The sequence below is a fragment of the Janthinobacterium sp. BJB301 genome (assembly GCF_002735685.1).
Classification (GTDB): Bacteria; Pseudomonadota; Gammaproteobacteria; order Burkholderiales; family Burkholderiaceae_D; genus Janthinobacterium; species Janthinobacterium lividum.
In genome coordinates, this window is the sequence record NZ_PDZJ01000002.1 from 872,802 (window position 1) to 892,484 (window position 19,683).

14 protein-coding genes are annotated in these 19,683 nt (G+C 64.7%); 7 read left to right on the plus strand and 7 right to left on the minus strand.

Features of this window, described 5'->3' with window-relative positions; genetic code table 11:
- The first annotated feature begins 181 nt into the window (after positions 1-181).
- From CSQ91_RS17255 to CSQ91_RS17265, 3 genes are read left to right on the plus strand one after another with little or no spacing between them, the layout of a single operon-like run.
- The gene (locus CSQ91_RS17255) at positions 182-490 is read left to right on the plus strand and encodes a hypothetical protein (RefSeq protein ID WP_225317423.1); all 309 of its coding nucleotides are present in this window, start codon (positions 182-184) and stop codon (positions 488-490) included.
- Entirely contained in the window at positions 487-1,524 is a 1,038-nt protein-coding gene (dapA, locus tag CSQ91_RS17260; protein WP_099389053.1) for a 4-hydroxy-tetrahydrodipicolinate synthase, read from the plus strand. The genes CSQ91_RS17255 and dapA overlap by 4 nt, the downstream gene beginning before the upstream one ends.
- Positions 1,525-1,534: 10 nt before the next feature.
- Entirely contained in the window at positions 1,535-2,044 is a 510-nt protein-coding gene (locus tag CSQ91_RS17265; RefSeq protein WP_231958290.1) for a cobyrinic acid ac-diamide synthase, read from the plus strand.
- A gap of 55 nt (positions 2,045-2,099) precedes the next feature.
- Here CSQ91_RS17265 and CSQ91_RS17270 read toward each other — a convergent pair whose 3' ends face one another.
- The 7 genes from CSQ91_RS17270 to kdpF all read right to left on the minus strand — a co-directional run bounded on the left by CSQ91_RS17270 (position 2,100) and on the right by kdpF (position 11,146).
- A complete protein-coding gene (locus CSQ91_RS17270; RefSeq protein ID WP_099389300.1) occupies positions 2,100-2,849 on the minus strand; it encodes a TorF family putative porin in 750 nt (249 codons plus the stop codon).
- A 132-nt stretch (positions 2,850-2,981) separates the two neighbouring features.
- Complete coding sequence (gene kdpE, locus CSQ91_RS17275) at positions 2,982-3,680, minus strand: two-component system response regulator KdpE (protein ID WP_034746496.1); 699 nt, start codon at positions 3,678-3,680, stop codon at positions 2,982-2,984.
- Positions 3,677-6,418: a DUF4118 domain-containing protein gene (locus tag CSQ91_RS17280; RefSeq protein ID WP_099389054.1), complete on the minus strand. Its 2,742-nt coding sequence runs from the start codon at positions 6,416-6,418 to the stop codon at positions 3,677-3,679. Before CSQ91_RS17280 ends, kdpE begins: the two co-directional genes overlap by 4 nt.
- Before the next feature lie 159 nt (positions 6,419-6,577).
- Positions 6,578-7,153, minus strand: a complete 576-nt coding sequence (kdpC, locus tag CSQ91_RS17285; protein WP_034780301.1) for a potassium-transporting ATPase subunit KdpC — start codon at positions 7,151-7,153, stop codon at positions 6,578-6,580.
- Positions 7,154-7,163: 10 nt separating this feature from the next.
- Entirely contained in the window at positions 7,164-9,242 is a 2,079-nt protein-coding gene (gene kdpB / locus CSQ91_RS17290; RefSeq protein ID WP_034780304.1) for a potassium-transporting ATPase subunit KdpB, read from the minus strand.
- A gap of 9 nt (positions 9,243-9,251) precedes the next feature.
- Positions 9,252-11,057 (minus strand): potassium-transporting ATPase subunit KdpA, encoded by a 1,806-nt coding sequence (kdpA, locus tag CSQ91_RS17295; protein ID WP_099389055.1) that lies wholly within the window; start codon positions 11,055-11,057, stop codon positions 9,252-9,254.
- Positions 11,057-11,146, minus strand: coding sequence for a K(+)-transporting ATPase subunit F (gene kdpF / locus CSQ91_RS17300; RefSeq protein ID WP_034746483.1), 90 nt, complete (start codon positions 11,144-11,146; stop codon positions 11,057-11,059). The genes kdpA and kdpF overlap by 1 nt, the downstream gene beginning before the upstream one ends.
- Before the next feature lie 462 nt (positions 11,147-11,608).
- Here kdpF and CSQ91_RS17305 point away from each other — a divergent pair, with 462 nt between their 5' ends.
- The 4 genes from CSQ91_RS17305 to parC are packed head-to-tail and all read left to right on the plus strand — an operon-like array spanning position 11,609 to position 19,527.
- Entirely contained in the window at positions 11,609-13,606 is a 1,998-nt protein-coding gene (locus tag CSQ91_RS17305; RefSeq protein ID WP_099389056.1) for a DNA topoisomerase IV subunit B, read from the plus strand.
- Positions 13,606-15,315 (plus strand): molecular chaperone HscC, encoded by a 1,710-nt coding sequence (locus CSQ91_RS17310; protein ID WP_034780312.1) that lies wholly within the window; start codon positions 13,606-13,608, stop codon positions 15,313-15,315. The genes CSQ91_RS17305 and CSQ91_RS17310 overlap by 1 nt, the downstream gene beginning before the upstream one ends.
- Before the next feature lie 12 nt (positions 15,316-15,327).
- Positions 15,328-17,124 (plus strand): J domain-containing protein, encoded by a 1,797-nt coding sequence (locus CSQ91_RS17315; protein ID WP_143451045.1) that lies wholly within the window; start codon positions 15,328-15,330, stop codon positions 17,122-17,124.
- Between the two features lie 48 nt (positions 17,125-17,172).
- Positions 17,173-19,527, plus strand: a complete 2,355-nt coding sequence (gene parC, locus CSQ91_RS17320) for a DNA topoisomerase IV subunit A (RefSeq protein ID WP_034780316.1) — start codon at positions 17,173-17,175, stop codon at positions 19,525-19,527.
- Positions 19,528-19,683: the final 156 nt, after the last annotated feature.

Genomic DNA, 19,683 nt, shown 5'->3' on the forward strand with positions numbered 1-19,683 from the left:
AATATAAACCCCTGCCCCCGAAAGCACGATTCAATTTTGTAACAAAAGCATACGCACGGGGCATCCACGCAACACGCTCAATGCATACGGCCCGTTTACGCTGGCGGCCCCGCTTTTTAGAGAATCTTTACGCCCCCGCTGCTAATCTTGAACGTACCTCAACCACCGCTGCAAAGCCACCATGGAACCCCATTCACGCCTGCAAACGCATCAAGCGCATCAAGCACTGCCCCACCGCCATCCCCGCCTGCCCACCTTCCTCATGCACATCACGGTCGACAAAGCCTGCCTGGCCGAGCTGCGCCAGCTGGTCGTCAAGACCTGCGGCGGCATGCTGTCGTTCATGCGCGTCGAGGCGGTCGACCATGCCGAGCGCATGAAAGTCTGGCTGTGCGTGACGGAACCGGCCCTGCGCCTGACCATGGATGCTGTCATGCGCCTGCTGCCGGCGGCGGAATTTGGCCGTATCAGCCAGGGGAAATCGCTATGAACCAGTATGCCTGCGACCACGCGATGTCCTCATCGCGCATCACCGCGCACTTCCAGGGCATCTGGGTGCCGATGGTCACGCCATTCCGTGACGGCGATGGCGACATCGACTTCGACGCGGCCCAGCAACTCGCGTGCGAGCTGGCCGCCAGCGGCATCGACGGCCTGGTGGTGTGCGGCACCACGGGTGAAGCGGCCATGCTGAGCGCCGCAGAACAGACCATGCTGCTCGACAGCGTGCTCGAAGCCGTCGGCCCCTGCTTCCCCGTGGTAATGGGGATCGGCGGCAGCGATACGCGCAGTGTCGTCGGCACGGTGCAGCGCTACAACGACCATCCGCTGGCCGGCCTGCTCATCTCCGCACCCGCCTATGTGCGCCCTTCGCAGGATGGCATCGTGCGCCATTTCCAGGCGATCGCCGCCGCCACCGACCAGTCCATCGTGCTGTACAACGTGCCGGCCCGCACGGGCGTCAACATCGAACCGCAGACGGCGGCCCTGCTGGCGCGCGACTCGCACTTCGTCGCCATCAAGGAAGCGGGCGGCAAGCTGCAGCAGCTGGGCGAACTGCTGCTCGACACGCGCCTGGACGTCTTGTGCGGCGACGATGCGCTGCTGCTGGCCAGCCTGTCCATGGGCGGCCACGGCGCCATGTCGGCCGCCGCCCAGGTACGCCCCGACCTGTATGCGCAGCTGTACCACCTCGTCAAGCAGGGCCGCCACGGCGCCGCCGGCGCGCTGTTCAAGACCATGCTGCCCGTCATCCGCCTGCTGTTTGCCGAACCGAATCCCGCTCCCGTCAAGGCGGCGCTGGCCATGCAGGGCAAGGTGCGCGACGCATTGCGCCTGCCGATGACGCCCATGTCTTCCGCCGGCCAGGCCGCCCTGGCCGCGGCACTCGATCCATTGATGCAGCTGCCCATATGGACAGCCAGCGACAGGGAAGAGCCGCGCGAAGGCTGTCTGCTGCAGCTGGTCTCCCCTGCCAACATCATGCCAGCCGTGCGCCAAGATGATCATCGCCATCACGGATGAACGCGGGGGGATGGAAAAATCCATCCTGGCCGGGCGGCTGGCCGCCTCGCGCGCGCTGGCCGGACGCAAGGTATTGCTGCTCGATGCCGATCCGCGCCAGGGCGCCATGGCGCAAGCCAGGAACATGCACGACGGCGCCATGCACGGCAGCCTGACGCGGCCGCGCCTGATGGCGCGCGCCATCAGCGCCAAGGGCTTGCAACCGGAGCTGGAACACCTGGTGCACTGCTACCACGACATCGTCATCGACAGCGAAGGCCGCGACTCCATGGGCAGCCGGTCGGCCCTGATCGCCGCGCGCGTGCTGGTGGTGCCACTCGACGGTGTCGTCAACGCCGCCGCGCAATCAGGCCTGGCGCGCCGCATCGCGCACGCGCGCAGCGTCAATCCGGGCCTGCGCGTCCTGCTGGCAACGGACACGCAGGCGGCACCCGCCCATGCCCTGGCCGCGCAGATTCCCGCCGCCCGCGTAGTCAGCCTGGGACAGCTGTACTGCGCCGTTTTCAACCTGCCGGCCTAGCCTGGCGCATCACGTAAAAAAAGGCGGCGCATGCGCCGCCTCTCCTCCCTGTCAATTAAAACGTCTTGCTGACGGTCAGCTGCAGCGCCGTCTTGCCCATGAATTTGCCATTCACGGGCGAGGCATAGGCGGACTTGCCCGCGTTCGTGCCGATCACGGCCAGCGCGCCCGTCACTAAACCGAAGTCGCGCGTGACGCCCACTTTCCAGTCCGTATAGCTAGCCGCGTCGTTGTTTTTGACCTTCTGATGGCCCGCATGCAGGTTGCCGGTCCAGCCGTTCGTCAGGTCGATGGTCGCGCCGATGTCCAGGTAGCCGCTGTTCTTGCTGTTGACGATGCCGAACAGGTTCGAGACGGCGTGCGAATATTTGACGTAGGCGGGACCATACGACAGCTGGCCATAGACTTCCTGCGTGTCCGCGTCGGCCAGGCCGGCGATGTGCTTCAAGCCGTTGTCCGCATACACGTACGCCAGCACGCCCACGTCATAGCCAACGTCGCTGGTCAACTGGCCGCGCTTGCCCGCATACAGGTCCACTTCCACGTCGCCGCTGCCGCCCGCGTCCTTGGTCCACTTGATGGTGGAGGCCCAGGCGCCCGCGTACAGGCCCGTCGGGTTGTTGACATAGTCGGCGCCGCCCTGCAGCGCGGGTTTCAAGCGCGTCTGCGAAATGCCGCGATAACGGTAGTCGGACACGCCGGCCACGTTGAAGCTGATGTCATTATCGGGCTTGGCCTCTTCCGCGTGGGCCAGGCTGCCCGTAAAGGCTGTGGCGACGGCAAATGCAAGTGACATTTTATTCATGGTTTTTTCTTCTTCATTGGTGGTATGGGCCTTTGCCAACATGGCGCAGCTGGCCCGCCGCTGCAAAAATTTTGGGTAAAGCGTCCCCCTGGCGCACGCGGCGCCTGTTTTCCAACAGGGGATTGACAGGTGTTAGAGCGGCAGCAGCAGCCGGTAGCCGACGGCCGTTTCCGTCAACAGGTACTGCGGCTGGGCCGGATCGGCTTCCAGCTTCTGGCGCAGATGCCCCATGTAGATGCGCAGGTAATGGCCGTTTTCGCTGTTCGACGGCCCCCACACTTCGCGCAGCAGCTGCGGATTGGTGACCACCCTGCCCGCGTTCTTCACGAGTACCGACAGCAAACGGAATTCCGTCGGCGTCATGTGCACCAGCTGCTTGTTGCGCGTCACCAGCCGGTCCTTCAGGTCGACCCGCACGTCGCCGAACTGCACCACGCCATCGTCGCTGGCGGCGGGCTGGCGCTGACGGCGCAAGGTGGCGCGCACACGGGCCAGCAGTTCGCCCACGCCGAACGGCTTGGTCAGATAATCGTCGGCACCCGCGTCCAGCGCGCGGATCTTGTCCTGCTCGTCGACCCGCGCCGACAGCACGATGATGGGCACGGCCGACCATTTGCGGATGTCGGCGATGAAATCGATGCCGTCACCGTCGGGCAGCCCCAGGTCCAGTACGATCAGGTCGGGCCGGCGCGTGCCGGCATCGATCAGGCCCCGCTGCATGGTGGCGGATTCGAAAATCTGCCAGCCCTCGTCTTCCAGCGCGGCACGCACAAAGCGGCGGATTTGCGGTTCATCCTCGACCAGCAAGGCGGTGGCGGAAGGTTCGTTCATGTTGGTTTTCCTGTTTCATGGTCGTTGGCGTCATCGAGCTCGGTCTCCGGCGGCGCCGGGGGCGTGCCCAGCGGCAGGCTGAAGACGATGGCGGCGCCCTGTCCCGGCGCGTGCGGCTGCGCGTGGATGGTGCCGCCATGGGCTTCGACGATGGCGCGGCAAATGGCCAGCCCCAGCCCGACGCCCGGCTTGTTCGACTCGCGCTCGCCGCGCGTAAATTTTTCAAAGATGGCTTCTTCTCGGCCCGGCGGCAAACCCGGGCCATCATCAGACACCGCCACCTGCAGGAACTGGCCATGCACCCCGGCCGCGACCGTGATGGTGCTGCCCGGCGGCGTGTACTTGGCCGCATTTTCCAGCAGGTTGCACAGTACGCGCTCGACCAGCACGGCATCGTAGCGCACCAGCGGCAAGTCCGGCGCCAGCTGCGTCTGCACGGCATGCTGCTGCAATTGCGGACCGCTGGCGCGCAGCGCGCTGCCCACCACTTCTTCCAGCGCCTGCCATTGCAGGTTCAGGCGCACCTGTCCGCTCTCGATGCGCGCCATGTCCAGCAAGTTCGCCACCAGGGCGCTCATGCGCACGGTTTCGGACTGCAGCGAGCGCGCCATGTCCAGCTGCGCGGGCGACAAGGCGGGCCGCGACAGGGCCAGCGATTCGGCCAGGCCAACCAGCGACGTCAATGGCGTGCGCAAGTCGTGCGACAGGGCCGCCAGCAGCGAATTGCGCAGCCGCTCGGACTCCATCTGCAGCAGCGCGCCCTGGGCCACGTCGATGTAGTGCACGCGTTCGAGGGCGATGGCCGCCAGCGCGGCAAAGGTATCGAGGTGCTGGCGCTGTTCCGGCACCAGCAGCCAGCGCCCGCGCTGCGCGCCATCGAGCGGCAGCAGCGCCAGCACGCCCCGCGTGCGCATCGGCGCGATCAGCGGCAGGTAGAAAACGGGCGAAGCCGGCAAGGTATCGGTCCCCGTTCCTGCCGCCTGCGCATGGTCGAAGGCCCACTGCGCAATGCCGATATCGAGCGCCTCGCCGCCGTTCGGGGCCTGCAAGCCGCCCTCGTCATCGGGCAGCAGCAGGGTGGCGCGCGCGCGGAAAGCCCGTTCGATGGCGCTTTTCGTGATGTCGAAAATCTGCTCCGTCTGCAGCACGCCGGACAGCTCGCGCGAGAATTCATACAGGGCGCGGGCGCGCGCTTCGCGGTGCGAGGCCACGCGCGCCTGGAAGCGCAGGCCCGCCGTCAGGTGGCCCGTGATCAGGCCCACGGCCAGCATCACGCCAAAGGTGATCACATACTGGAAATCGCCCACGGCAAACGAGAAGCGCGGTGGCACGAAGACGAAATCGAAGCAGGCCACGCCCACCAGGCTGGCCAATGCCGCCGGCCCGCGCCCCAGGCGCACGGCCACCAGCACCACCGTCAGCAAGGACAGCATGGCGATATTGGCCAGGTCAAGATAAGGCTGCAAGGGGACGGAGGCGAGCGCCGTGGCCAGGCTGGCGCCGGCGGCCAATATGTAGCGCCAATGGCGCGGGGGCCGGCGCGGCGCCTCCGCATCTTCGCCGGCCGCGCGCCGGGGCGCCGCATCGGCAGGCGGCAAGCCCACCTCGATCAAATCGATATCGGGTGCCAGGCTGGCCATGCGCGCGGCTGGCGGCGTGTGCCACAGGCGCGTCAGCGTGCCGGCGCGGCCACGGCCCACGATGACTTTCGAGATATTCGCGTTGCGCGCATACTCGACCACGGCGCCGGCGATGTCGGCGGACGGCACAATGGCCGTGCGCGCGCCCAGGTCCTGCGCCAGTTTCAGGGTTTTCAGGATGCGCTCGCGCTGGACCGCCGGCAGGCGCTGCAGACGCGGTGTTTCCACGTACAGCGCATGCCATTCCGCATTCAGCTGGCTGGCCAGGCGCGCCGTGCTGCGGATCACGTGCTCGCCGCCCGCGTGCGGTCCCACGCAGGCGAGCAGCGCGGCGCCCGTCTTCCACACGGGATTGATGGATTTCTCGACGCGGTAAGCCTGCACGTCGTCCTGCACCCGGTCCGCCGTGCGGCGCAATGCCAGTTCGCGCAAGGCGATCAGGTTACCCTTGCGGAAAAAATGCTGCGATGCCCGCTCGGCTTGCAGCGGCTGATACACCTTGCCCTGCTTCAGGCGGCGCAGCAGTTCATCGGCCGGGATATCGACCAGCACCACCTCATCGGCGCGGTCGAATACCGTGTCGGGCAGGGTCTCCGCCACGCGCACGCCCGTGATCCCGCCCACTACATCGTTCAGGCTTTCCAGGTGCTGCACATTCACGGTGGAGAGCACGTCGATGCCGGCCGCCAGCAATTCCTCGACATCCTGCCAGCGCTTCGGATGGCGCGAACCGGCCACGTTCGAGTGGGCCAGTTCATCCATCAGTATCAGCGCCGGCGCGCGCCGCAACGCTTCGTCCAGGTCGAACTCGAACAGGGTCTTGCCCCGGTACTCGATGGCCTTCAGGGGAAGCACGGGCAAGCCGTCAAGCTGGGCCGCCGTATCCTGGCGCCCATGCGTCTCCACCACCCCCACCAGCAAGTCCTGGCCATCGGCCAGCAGTTTGCGTGCGGCCGCCAGCATCGCATAGGTCTTGCCGACGCCGGCCGAGGCACCAAAATAGATGCGCAGCCGGCCGCGCGCGGCTTTCTTTTCCTGTGCCTGCACTTGCGCCAGCAGGGCATCAGGGTCGGGGCGTTGGCTGTCGTTGGGGAGCATGTTGTATTTTAATCTTCCTGGGCATTGTAGGTCGGATTAGCGCGTCCGAAGGGCGCGCGTAATCCGACGACATTGTTGGCTGCGCCGTGGGTAAAGTCGGCTTACGCTGCGCTAAGCCGACCTACGCCGACCTACGCCGGCCAACCAACCGTTGTCAGCTTACTTTGCCATGGCATCCAGCGCCAGATTCAGTTCCAGCACATTGACCCGCGGCTCGCCGAAAAAGCCGATATACGCGGTTTTCTGCACCTTGGCGATGGCGTTTTCCACCTGCGCCAGCGGCATGGCGCGCACGCGGGCCACGCGCGGCGCCTGGTACAGGGCGCCCGCCAGGCTGATTTCCGGATCCAGGCCGCTGCTCGACGCCGTCACCAGGTCGACAGGGATCGGGTTGCGGTTGCCCGGATCGGCAGCCTGCAGGGCGGCGATGCGCGCCTTGACGGCGTCCACCAGGGCCGGATTGGTCGGCCCCTGGTTCGAACCGCCCGAACCGGCACCGTTGTTCGCCATCGGCGCGGTGGCCGATGGGCGGCCCCAGAAATACTTGGGCGAGGTGAAGGACTGGCCGATCAGGGTCGAGCCGACAGGCTTGCCACCACGCTCGACGATGCTGCCGTTGACTTCATCGTTGAAAGCCAGTTGCCCGATGCCGGCCGTGGCAAACGGATAGACGACGCCGCAGATCACGGTCAGCGCGGCAAACAGGACCAGGGCGGGACGTACGATAGTGTTCATGACGGTTCCTTTAGACTAAATTGAGTGCGGACAGCAGCATGTCGATCAGCTTGATACCGAGGAAGGGCAGGACGATGCCGCCCAGGCCGTAGATCAGCAGGTTGCGGCGCAACAGGCTCGCCGCGCCAATGGCCCGGTATTGCACGCCTTTCAGCGCCAGCGGAATCAGCACGACGATGATCAATGCATTGAAGATCACGGCCGACATGATGGCCGAGGCGGGAGTGGCCAGGTGCATGATGTCCAGCGCTTTTAGCTGCGGATAGGTGCCCACGAAGGCGGCCGGGATGATGGCGAAGTACTTGGCGATGTCGTTCGAAATCGAGAACGTCGTCAGCGAACCGCGCGTCATCAGCATCTGCTTGCCGATTTCAACGATTTCCAGCAGCTTGGTGGGATTCGAATCCAGGTCCACCATATTGCCCGCTTCTTTTGCCGCCTGCGTGCCCGAGTTCATGGCCACGGCCACGTCGGCTTGGGCCAGCGCCGGCGCATCGTTGGTGCCATCGCCCGTCATCGCCACCAGGCGGCCTTCGGCCTGGTAGCTGCGGATGAGTTTCAGCTTGTCTTCCGGCGTCGCTTCGGCAAGGAAATCGTCCACGCCCGCTTCGGCTGCAATCGCCGCTGCCGTCAGCTTGTTGTCGCCCGTGATCATGACGGTCTTGATGCCCATGCGGCGCAGTTCCGCGAAGCGCTCCTTGATGCCGCCCTTGACAATATCCTTCAGCTCCACGGCGCCCATGACGCGGCCGTCGTCAACCACCACCAGCGGCGTGCTGCCGCGGCGGGCGATGTCGTCTACGGCGCGCCCCACCTCGGCCGGATACGGCTGGCCCAGCGCTTCCACGTACTTCTTCATGGAGTCGGCCGCGCCCTTGCGCAGCTGGCGTACCTGCTGTTCGCCCGCGATATCCACGCCGCTCATGCGCGTCTGCGCCGTGAAGGGCACGAAGGTGGCGTGCAGGCTGGCCATCTCGCGTTCGCGGATATTGAACTTCTGCTTGGCCAGCACGACGATGCTGCGCCCTTCCGGCGTTTCATCGGCCAGGGAGGCCAGCTGCGCCGCATCGGCCAGCTGCTGCTCCGTCACGCCGGGCGCCGGCACGAAGCTGGAAGCCTGGCGGTTGCCCAGGGTGATGGTGCCCGTTTTGTCGAGCAGCAGCACGTCCACGTCGCCGGCCGCTTCCACGGCGCGGCCCGACGTGGCGATCACATTGGCCTGCATCATGCGGCTCATGCCGGCCACGCCGATGGCGGACAACAGGCCGCCGATGGTGGTCGGAATCAGGCACACGAGCAGCGCAATCAGCACGGTGATGGTCACCGGCGTGCCACTGCCGGCCGCCGCCACGGAAAACAGCGAATACGGCAGCAGGGTCACGGTGACGATCAGGAACACGATCGACAGGGCGACGAGCAGGATCGTCAAGGCGATCTCATTCGGCGTCTTCTGGCGCTTGGCGCCTTCGACCATGGCGATCATGCGGTCGATGAAGGCTTCGCCGGGATTGACGGAAACGCGCACCAGCAGCCAGTCCGACAGCACGCGGGTGCCGCCCGTGACGGCGGAAAAGTCGCCGCCCGATTCACGGATGACGGGCGCCGATTCGCCCGTGATGGCGCTTTCGTCGACGGAGGCCACGCCGGCCGTCACTTCGCCGTCGGCGGGAATGACGTCGCCCGCCTCCACCAGCACCGTCATGCCCTTGCGCAGGTCGGTGGCCGGCGTGGGCAGCCAGGAAGTGCCGTATTTCGGCGTCTGCATTTTCTTTGCCATCACCGTTTGCTTGAGGGCGCGCAGGGACGCGGCTTGCGCCTTGCTGCGGCCTTCGGCCAGCGCCTCGGCAAAGTTCGCGAACAGCACGGTAAACCACAGCCACACGGCGACGGCGACGATGAAGCCGAATGGCGCTTCGCCCTGGCCATTCAGGGCCTGGATGGCCAGCAGGGTCGTGATGATGCTGCCCACGTAGACGACGAACATCACGGGGCTGCGCCACTGCGTGCGGGGGTCGAGTTTTTTGAACGCATCGACGACGGCGGGGCCGATCAGTGCGGAATCGAACAAGGTCAGGCTTGTGCGTGACATGGTAGCCTCTTATTTGATGAAAAGTTGCAGGTGTTCGACGATCGGGCCCAGGGCCAGCGCGGGAACGTAATTCAAAACGCCGACGAGCACGACAACGCCGATCAGCAGGCCGATGAACATGGGGCCGTGCGTGGGCATGGTGCCGGCATTGGCCGACAGGCGCTGCTTGGCCGCCAGCGAACCGGCCACCGCCAGCACGGGCACGATCACGCCGAAGCGGCCGAACCACATGGCGATCGCCAGCATCACGTTGTAGAACGGCGTGTTGGCGGACAGGCCGGCAAACGCGCTGCCGTTGTTGTTGGCCGCCGACGTGAAGGCGTACAGGATTTCGGAAAAACCATGCGCGCCCGGATTGGCCACGCCAACCGTGCCCGGTTCGACCATCACGGCGATCGCCGTGCCCGTCAAGACCAGGGCTGGCGTGACCAGGATGGCCAGCGACACCATCTTCATTTCATAGGCCTGGATTTTCTTGCCCAGATATTCGGGCGTGCGGCCTATCATCAGGCCGGCGATGAAGACGGCCAGGATGGCGAACATCAGCATGCCGTACAGGCCCGTGCCCACGCCGCCGAAAATCACTTCGCCGAACTGCATCAACAGCAGCGGCACCATGCCGCCCAGGGGCATGTAGGAATCGTGCATGGAATTGACGGCGCCGCACGATGCGGCCGTCGTCACCGCCGCGAACAGGGTCGAGGAGCTGATGCCGAAGCGCGTTTCCTTGCCTTCCATATTGCCGCCCGATTGCAGGCTGCTGGCCTGCTGGTCCACGCCCAGGGCTTGCAGGGCAGGATTGGCTTGCTGCTCGGCGCTCATCACGCCAGCCGTCATGACGACAAAGATCAGGGTCATGGCGGCCAGCACGGCCCAGCCCTGGCGCATGTCGCCCACCATGCGGCCGAACGTGAAGCACAGGCCGGCGGGGATGATGAAGATGGCCAGCATCTGCAGGAAGTTCGACAGCACGGTGGGGTTTTCATACGGATGCGAGGAATTGGCGTTGAAGAAGCCGCCGCCATTCGTGCCCAGCAGCTTGATCGACTCCTGCGACGCGACGGGGCCCATGGAGATCGTCTGCGTCGTCGCCACCTGCGCTTCCATCACGGGCTTGCCGGCCGCATCCAGCACGGGCTGGCCGTCGGCCGTCACTTTCGGCGTTTCATACGCCACGTGGTCGAGCAGGGTCACTTCCTTGTAGGCGGAAAAATTCTGGATCATGCCTTCGCCCATGAAGACGACGGACAGCGCCAGGGACAGCGGCAGCAGGATGTACAGGGTCGAGCGCACCAGGTCGACCCAGAAATTGCCGATCGACTTGCCCGAGCGCGAGGCGAAGCCGCGCACCAGCGCGAAGATCACGGCGATGCCGGTGGCCGCCGAAAAGAAGTTCTGGCAGGCAAGGCCCAGCATCTGGGTCAGGTAGCTCATGGTCTGTTCGCCGCCGTAGCCCTGCCAGTTGGTATTGGCGACGAAGCTGACGGTGGTATTGAACGAGGAATCGGGGCTGACGGCGCCCAGTCCCTGGGGATTCAAGGGCAAGAAGCCCTGCAGGCGCTGCAGGCCGTAGACGAAGACGGCGCCCACGGTATTGAAGACGATCAGGGCGATGGCATAGCTTTTCCAGCCCATGGCCTTGTCGGCGGGAAGGCCGGACCAGCGGTACAGCAGGTTTTCCAGCTTTTGCAGCCAGCCCAGGCCGCGCACGGGGCCATCGCCGGCCACCCTGGCCATGTACAGGCCCAGCGGATAGCCGGCGGCCAGCAGCACGGCGAGGAAAGCCACCAGTAACAGTATCGATTGCGTCGTCATCACAGTTCCTCCGCCTTCAGCAGCGCCACCAGCAAATACACGAGCAGGCCAGCCGAGACGACGGCGCCCAGCACATAAAACGCGTTCATTTGACGCTCCCTAATTTGTCGCAGGCGACGGCAAAGCCGGCCGCCACGACGAAAAACACGGCAATCAAGCCGAGATACACGAGATCCATTCCCACCCTCATTCAGGTTTGTTTTGATAGTGAGCAGATTAGCCAAAAGGGTCTAAAAAATTCGTAAAGACTGGGGAGGCAGCTGTAAACAAGATGTAAAAACGGCGGCTTTACCGCATAAAATCCAGCACAATTGGCGCAAAACCACGCGCGCGGCGCACTGTTGTTGCCTTGGAGTAGCGCTATTGCCCGCCGATCAAGATAGAATGCGCGAGCGTCCGCACAAGGACGCCAAGCCTGCCGCACTGCCCTCCCCCAGTGACGCTGGACGGGATATACTGTATATTCATACAGTTATCGCCGCCGCTGTCATTGCGCCCGCAGTGCCCTGGCCTGGCGTTCCAACCACTGTCTTTACTTAGCTTGAACACGTATGGCCACTAAAAAACCAGCATCCGACTACAGCGAATCATCCATCCGTGTCCTGAAAGGACTGGAACCCGTCAAGCAGCGCCCGGGGATGTACACCCGCACTGAAAATCCGCTGCACATCATTCAGGAAGTGATCGACAATGCCTCCGACGAGGCGCTGGGCGGTCATTGCACGCATATCGCCGTCACGCAAAACACGGATGGCAGCATTACCGTCGAAGACAATGGCCGCGGCATTCCCGTCGGCCTGCACCCGGAGGAAGGCGTGCCGACGGTGGAAATCGTGTTTACACGGCTGCACGCGGGCGGCAAGTTCGACAAGGGTTCGGGCGGCGCCTACGCGTTCTCGGGCGGCTTGCACGGCGTCGGCGTGTCCGTCACCAATGCGCTGTCGACGCGCCTGGAAATCACCGTCTGGCGCAAGGAAAGCGACGGCAACGGCTTGCACCACATGGTGTTTGCGAATGGCGACGTGATCGAGCCCTTGAATTCCCGCCCCGCCCCGCGCGACGGCAAGAAGTCGGGCACGCGCGTCACGGCCTGGCCCGACGCAAAATATTTTGATTCGCCCAACATCTCGCAAACGGAGCTGCAACGCCTGCTGCGCTCGAAAGCCGTGCTGCTGCCGGGCGTCACCGTGACGCTCACCAACGCGAAGACGGGCGACACGCAGACCTGGCAGTACGCGGAAGGCTTGCGCGGCTACCTGACCGAAACGCTGGCGCAGGTATCGAATGGCGAAACCCTGATTCCCCTGTTCGAAGGCGCGCAGTATGCGGGCCCGGACTCGGAAGGCTTTGCCGAGGGCGAAGGCGCGGCCTGGGTGGTGGCGTGGACGGAAGAAGGCACCATCGTGCGCGAATCGTATGTCAACCTGATCCCCACCTCGAATGGCGGCACGCACGAATCGGGCTTGCGCGACGGCCTGTTCGGCGCCGTGAAGAACTTCGTCGAAATGCACTCGCTGCTGCCGAAAGGCGTGAAGCTGCTGCCCGAAGACGTGTTCGCGCGCGCTTCCTTCGTGCTGTCGGCCAAGGTGCTGGACCCGCAATTCCAGGGCCAGATCAAGGAACGCCTGAACTCGCGCGACGCCGTGCGCCTCGTCTCGACCTTCACCAAGCCGCCGCTGGAACTGTGGCTGAACCAGCACGTCGACTACGGCAAGAAGCTGGCCGATCTTGTGATCAAGCAGGCGCAGTCGCGTCAGCGCTCGCTGCAAAAAGTGGAAAAGAAAAAATCCTCGGGCGTGGCCGTCCTTCCCGGCAAGCTGACCGACTGCGAATCGTCGGACATCGCGCGCAATGAACTGTTCCTCGTCGAGGGCGACTCGGCGGGCGGTTCGGCCAAGATGGGGCGCGACAAGGAATTCCAGGCGATCCTGCCCCTGCGCGGCAAGGTCTTGAACTCGTGGGAAACGGACCGCGACCGCCTGTTCGCCAATAACGAGATCCACGACATTGCCGTCGCCATCGGCGTCGATCCGCACAGCGTGGGCGATACGCCCGACCTGTCCGGCCTGCGCTACGGCAAGATCTGCATCCTGTCCGACGCGGACGTGGACGGCTCGCACATCCAGGTACTGCTGCTGACGCTGTTCTTCAAGCACTTCCCGGCCCTGATCAACAAGGGACACATCTGCATCGCCCGTCCGCCTTTGTACCGCGTGGATGCGCCGGCGCGCGGCAAGAAGCCGATGCAGAAAATCTATGCGCTCGACGACGGCGAACTGCTTGCCATCGAGGACAAGCTGCGCAAGGAAGGCGTGAAACAGGGCGCCTGGTCGATCTCGCGCTTCAAGGGCCTGGGCGAGATGAATGCCGAGCAGCTGTGGGAAACGACGATGAACCCGGACACGCGCCGTTTGCTGCCCGTCACGCTCGGTGAAGTCGACCACATGGCCTCGGCCTCCCGCTTCAATATGTTGATGGGCAAAGGCGAAGCGGCCGGACGCCGCGCCTGGATCGAAGAACACGGCAATGAGGCGGAGGCGGATATCTGATGATCATCGGTATCGACCTGGGCACCACCAACAGCCTGGTCGCCATCTGGCGCGATGGCAAGGCTTCCATCATCCCGAATGCGCTCGGTGAACACCTGACGCCGTCGTGCGTCAGCATCGACGACGACGGCACCGTGCTGGTGGGCCGCGCCGCGCGCGAGCGCCTGCAGACGCACCCGCAACTGACGGCGGCCGTCTTCAAGCGCTACATGGGCAGTGAAAAGAAGATCACCCTCGGCACGCAGCAATTCCGTCCGGAAGAGCTGTCGTCGATGGTGCTGCGCGCGCTGAAGGAAGATGCCGAAGCCTTCTTGGGGCACAAGGTCGAGGAAGCCATCATCACCGTGCCCGCGTATTTCAGCGATGCGCAGCGCAAGGCCACGCGCATCGCCGGCCAGCTGGCGGGCTTGCGCGTGGAGCGCCTGCTGAACGAACCGACGGCCGCCGCGCTGGCCTACGGCATCCGCGACAAGGAACAGGAAAGCAAATTCCTCGTCTTCGACCTGGGCGGTGGCACCTTCGACGTGTCGATCCTGGAACTGTTCGAAGGCGTGATGGAAGTGCGCGCCTCGGCCGGCGACAATTTTCTGGGCGGCGAAGACTTCGTCACCGTGCTGGTCGACGCCTTTTTGGAAGGCAGCGGCTTGCGCGATGCGGCCGGCAGCCGCCTGTTCGACCCGCGCCAGCAGCAGCTGCTGCGCGATGAGGCAGAGCGCGTCAAGCGCCTGCTGTCGGACCAGCCATCCGTGCGCATGGCCACGCGCTACCAGGACAAGGAATACAGCTGGGAGATCAGCGAAGACAAACTGGCGCAATTGTGCGAGCCCCTGCTAGCCCGCCTGCGCCTGCCCGTGGAACGGGCGCTGCGCGACGCCACCATCCGCGCCGCGGAATTGAATGAAGTTGTGCTGGCCGGCGGCGCCACGCGCATGCCGCTGGTGCGCAAACTCGTCTCGCGCATGTTCGGCCGCTTCCCCGCCATCCACCTGGATCCGGACGAAGCCGTGGCGCTGGGGGCCGCCGTGCAAGCGGGACTCAAGATGCGCGACGCGGCGCTCGACGAAGTGGTCATGACGGACGTGGCGCCGTACTCGCTGGGCATTTCCATTTCGCGCCAGGTCGGCGCGAACCAGTATGAAGGCGGGCATTACCTGCCCATCATCGAGCGCAATTCCGTGGTGCCCGTCTCGCGCACGGAAAACATCACCACCATCCACGACAACCAGAAGGAAATCAACGTGGCTATCTTCCAGGGCGAGTCGCGCCTGGTGGCCGACAATGTCTTCCTCGGCAAGATCAGCTTCCCGATACCCGCGAAAAAGGCGGGCGAAATCGGCATCGACGTGCGCTTCACCTACGACGTCAGCGGCGTGCTGGAAGCGGAAGTGACAGTGCTGGCCACGCAGGAAAAGCACAAGATGATCATCAGCGACAACGCGGGCGTGATGACGCCGGAACAGATCGAGCAGCGCTTTGCGGAACTGGCCGACCTGAAGATCCACCCGCGCGAGCAGATGGAAAACCGCACCCTGGTCACGCGCGCCGACCGGCTGTACGAACAGTCTCTGGGCGACGTGCGCCAGTACCTGGCGGCGCACACGGCCAACTTCCAGGCCGCGCTGGAAACGCAGGACCCGAACACCATCCGCAAGGCACGCCAGGCGCTCGACGAAGTGTTGCGCCAGGTCGAGAGCGAGAGCTTCCTGTAAATGGACGGCGGCATGGACAACGGACAGCGCAGCCTGTGGGCAATCCTGGGCACGGAGCCGACGGGCGACGAGCGCACCCTCAAGCGCGCGTATGCGAAGCGTCTGAAGGTGACGCGTCCCGAAGACGATCCGGCCGCCTTCCAGGAACTGCGCGAAGCGTATGAATACGCGCTGCGCCATGCGCACCTGTTTGCCGAGGAATTGCCGGAACCGCAAACACCCGAAGCGGAAGCGCCAGCAGCGCCGCCGATGGAACCGGCCGACTTGTGGGGCGTCATCGACGAACCCGCGCAGGAGCCGCCCGCAGAACTGTGGGGCGTCATAGCCCAGGAACAGACGCCGCCGCCAGAGCAATGGGGCGTGGTCGCCATCGATCCGGCGCAGGAAGCGGACAACCTGTGGCAGGGCTGCCTGGCGCTGGCGCGGCACGCGGATGCCGGCGAGGTGCTGGCCCGCATCCTGCAGGACGACGCCATGCTGAATCTCGACGTGCGCGAGGAGTTCGACCTGTGCGCGCTGCGCTATTGCGCCAGCGCCGGCTATACGCTGCCGCTGCGCCAGGCCCTGTTCGAGCAGCTGGGCTGGGACCACGATTTTTCCTACCTGGCGCGCAGCCATGCGGACCTGGTGCGCGGCGCCGTGCAGCGCTACCGGGCCGACCGCTCGTTTGCCCATTTCAGCGACAACCGCGACAGCTATCCCGGCCTGGACTGCATCATGTCGCAGCAGCCGCCATCGGCCTACGCGCGCCAGCTGTTCGATCAAAAATTCAACCTGCAGCTGCGCGAACTGCTGCACGCGATACGCTGGCAGCACGGCGAAATGCTGGCTTACAAGCTCGATACGGACCTGTTCGAGCAATGGGAGCAGGCCGTCCATGCCAAGCGCTACTTCAAGCAGACGGCGCTGGCCTCGGGCGGCCTGGGTTTCGTGCTGCACTTCATGCTCGCTGGCGTGCTCGATGCGGCCGGCTTCAAGCTCGGCGACACGGCCGCCTATGCCAGCCTGCTGGGCTTCCAGGCGCTCGCCTTTGCCCTGCTGGCCATGCATGCCTTGCGCTGGCCGGCGCCCCTGTTCGCGCGATTCGATACGCTGCAGGAAGCGCTGCAGGAACGCCTGCCCACGCTGTGGCAGCGGCCCGGCTTGCGGCAACTGGGCTGGATCGTGCCCTACCTCGTGCTGGCGCTGCTGCTGTTCCTGCCCGAACGCAGCGAGACCATGCGCCTCGTTACCGCGGCCGGCTTGTGCGCGTCGGCGCTGCTCGCGTACGCGATGAACCGCCAACTGCTGCATGGCATGCTGCTGCTCCTGTGCCTCGGCCTGTCGCTGTTCGCCGCCATGTTCATGAGCGGCAAAGGCCCTGCGGCGCTGGCCATCGGCGAGGCCATGCCATTGATATTCTGCCTGGCGGCGCTGGCCCTGCGCAGCGCCACCGGCCTGTATGGCGATTGCGGCTTCCCCGAGGCGCTCTTGCCCCGCCTGCGCGCGGCATGGCTGATCGGTTGCGCGGGCTTGCTGCTGCAACTGTATTTGCAACTGCTGCCGGCCGCCCTCGTCGGCGCCGCGCTGTATGCCTGGTCGTGCGCCGGCTTGCTGTTTTCGCCCACCGATTTCAAATGGAAGACGATCTGGCCGGTGGTGCTGGTGCCGTCGCTCGCCAGCTTCGTGCTGGCCGGCCATGCCCCGGCCATCCGCGCCATGCCGATGATGCACAACAGTGTCGAGCTGGCCCTGGCCGTGCTGTATCTGACCTTGCGCTACATGTATCTGACGTATGGCAAGTCTTTTTCCAAACCCGGGCTGTCATAATCAGCCCCACGAATTCAACCGCAACCACTTAACACCGAAACAAGCGCCATGTCCACACAAACCAATTTATTTGACGATGCCCAGCCTGAGCCGATCGAGCCGGATGAACCGGTATTCGACGGCGAAGCGCTGACCCTGTCCACCTTTGCCGAGCGCGCCTATCTCGATTACGCCATCTCGGTCGTCAAGGGCCGCGCCCTGCCCGACGTGTGCGATGGCCAGAAGCCCGTGCAGCGCCGCATCCTGTATGCGATGAACGAGCTGGGACTCAATTCCACGGCGAAGCCCCGCAAATCGGCGGCCGTGGTCGGCGACGTGCTGGGTAAATTGCATCCGCACGGCGACCAGTCCGTGTACGACGCGCTCGTGCGCATGGCGCAGGATTTCTCCCTGCGCTATCCGCTGATCGATGGCCAGGGCAATTTCGGCTCGCGCGATGGCGATGGCGCCGCAGCCATGCGTTACACGGAAGCGCGCCTGACGCCGATCGCCAAGCTGCTGATGGATGAAATCGGCATGGGCACGGTGGACTTCCAGCCCAACTACGACGGCTCGACGGAAGAACCGAAGCTGCTGCCGGCGCGCCTGCCGATGGTGCTGCTCAATGGCGCCTCCGGCATCGCCGTGGGCCTGGCCACGGAAATCCCGTCGCACAACCTGGCAGAAGTGGCGAAAGCGGCTGTCGCCATGATCCGCGATCCGAAGATGACGCACGCCGAGCTGATGGCCATCATTCCCGGCCCCGACTTCCCCGGCGGCGGCCAGATCATCACCCCGCCATCGCAGATCCAGGACATGTACGCGAGCGGCCGTGGCAGCATGAAGGTGCGTGCGCGCTGGAAGATCGAGGAACTGGCGCGCGGCCAGTGGCAAGCCGTCGTGACGGAACTGCCGCCAGGTACCTCGTCGCAGAAGGTGCTGGAAGAAATCGAGGAACTGACGAATCCGAAGATCAAGCTGGGCAAGAAGGCGCTGTCGCCGGACCAGGTGGCCCTGAAGGCGCTGATCCTCAATTCGCTCGACACCATCCGCGACGAATCTGGCCGCGCCGCGCCCGTGCGCCTCGTGTTCGAACCGAAGTCGAAGAACCAGGACCAGACGGAATTCATGCTGATGCTGCTGGCGCACACCTCGCTGGAATCGTCGACCTCGATCAACCTGGTGATGATCGGCGGCGATGGCCGTCCACGCCAGAAAGGCCTGGGCGACATCCTGCGCGAGTGGATCGACTTCCGCTTCGAGACCGTCACGCGCCGCACCGGCTACAAACTGGGCAAGGTCAAGGACCGCATCCATATCCTGGAAGGGCGCGAAGCGATCCTGCTCAATATCGACAAGGTGATCCAGATCATCCGCAATTCGGATGAACCGAAGGCGGCCCTGATCGAAGCGTTCAAGCTGTCCGAACGCCAGGCCGACGACATCCTGGAAATCCGCTTGCGCCAGCTGGCACGCCTGGAGACGATCAAGATCCAGCAGGAACTGGCCGAGCTGCGCAAGGAAGAAAAGTCGCTGCAAGACCTGCTCGACAATCCGGGGTCGATGAAGCGCGCCATCATCCGCGAAATCGAGGCGGACGCCAAGCAGTTCGGCGATGCGCGCCGCACCCTGATCGAGGAAGCGCAGAAAGCCGTGGCGGAACAGAAGGTGGTCGATGAACCGGTCACCGTCATCATCTCGGAAAAAGGCTGGGTGCGCGCGCGTACCGGCATCGGCCACGATGCGGCGCAGTTCACGTTCAAGGCGGGAGACTCCCTGCATGGCGCCTTCGAGTGCCGCACGGTCGACACCCTGCTGGGCTTTGGCAACAACGGCAAGATTTACTCGGTTCCCGTCTCCGCACTGCCCAACGCGCGCGGCGATGGCGTGCCAATCACGACCTTGTGCGACCTGAGCGGCGGCACACCCGGCAACGCCGTGCGCATCCTCCATTACTTCGCGGGCAATGGCGCCACCAATTTGCTGCTGGCGTCGAGCGCAGGCTACGGCTTCATCGCCAAAGCGGGCGACATGACGAGCCGCCTGAAAGGCGGCAAGGCCTTCATCACCCTGGACGATGGCGACGTGCCTTTGGCGCCGAAAGTCATCCCCGAGGCGGCCAGCGCCCTGGCCTGCCTGACGGAAGGCGCACGCCTGCTGGTGTTCGGCCTCGATGAAATGAAAACCCTGTCCAAGGGCGGCACCGGCGTCAAGCTGATCGACCTCGATGCGAAAGACAAGCTGCTGGCCGTGCAGCCGATCACCCAGCGCGGCGTGGTGGTCTCGGGCATCGGCAGGGCTTCGAAACCGCAGGATGCATCGCTGGGCGCCACGGCCCTGGCCGAACACTTCGGCAAGCGCGCCAAGAAAGGCAAGGCGCTGGCGGCCAAGCTGAAACCGGTCTCCATGGCGGCCATCGGCTGATCGGCACCCGGCCATACGAAAAGACAGGTTCGCCTGTCTTTTTTTTCGCCCATCGCCGCGCAGCGGCACAGGAAAAAACATTTCACAGATAATTTGACAGATATGTCCCACGCTCCCGTTATCCCTGCAGGCATGCCACCGGCACGCCGCCCAGCG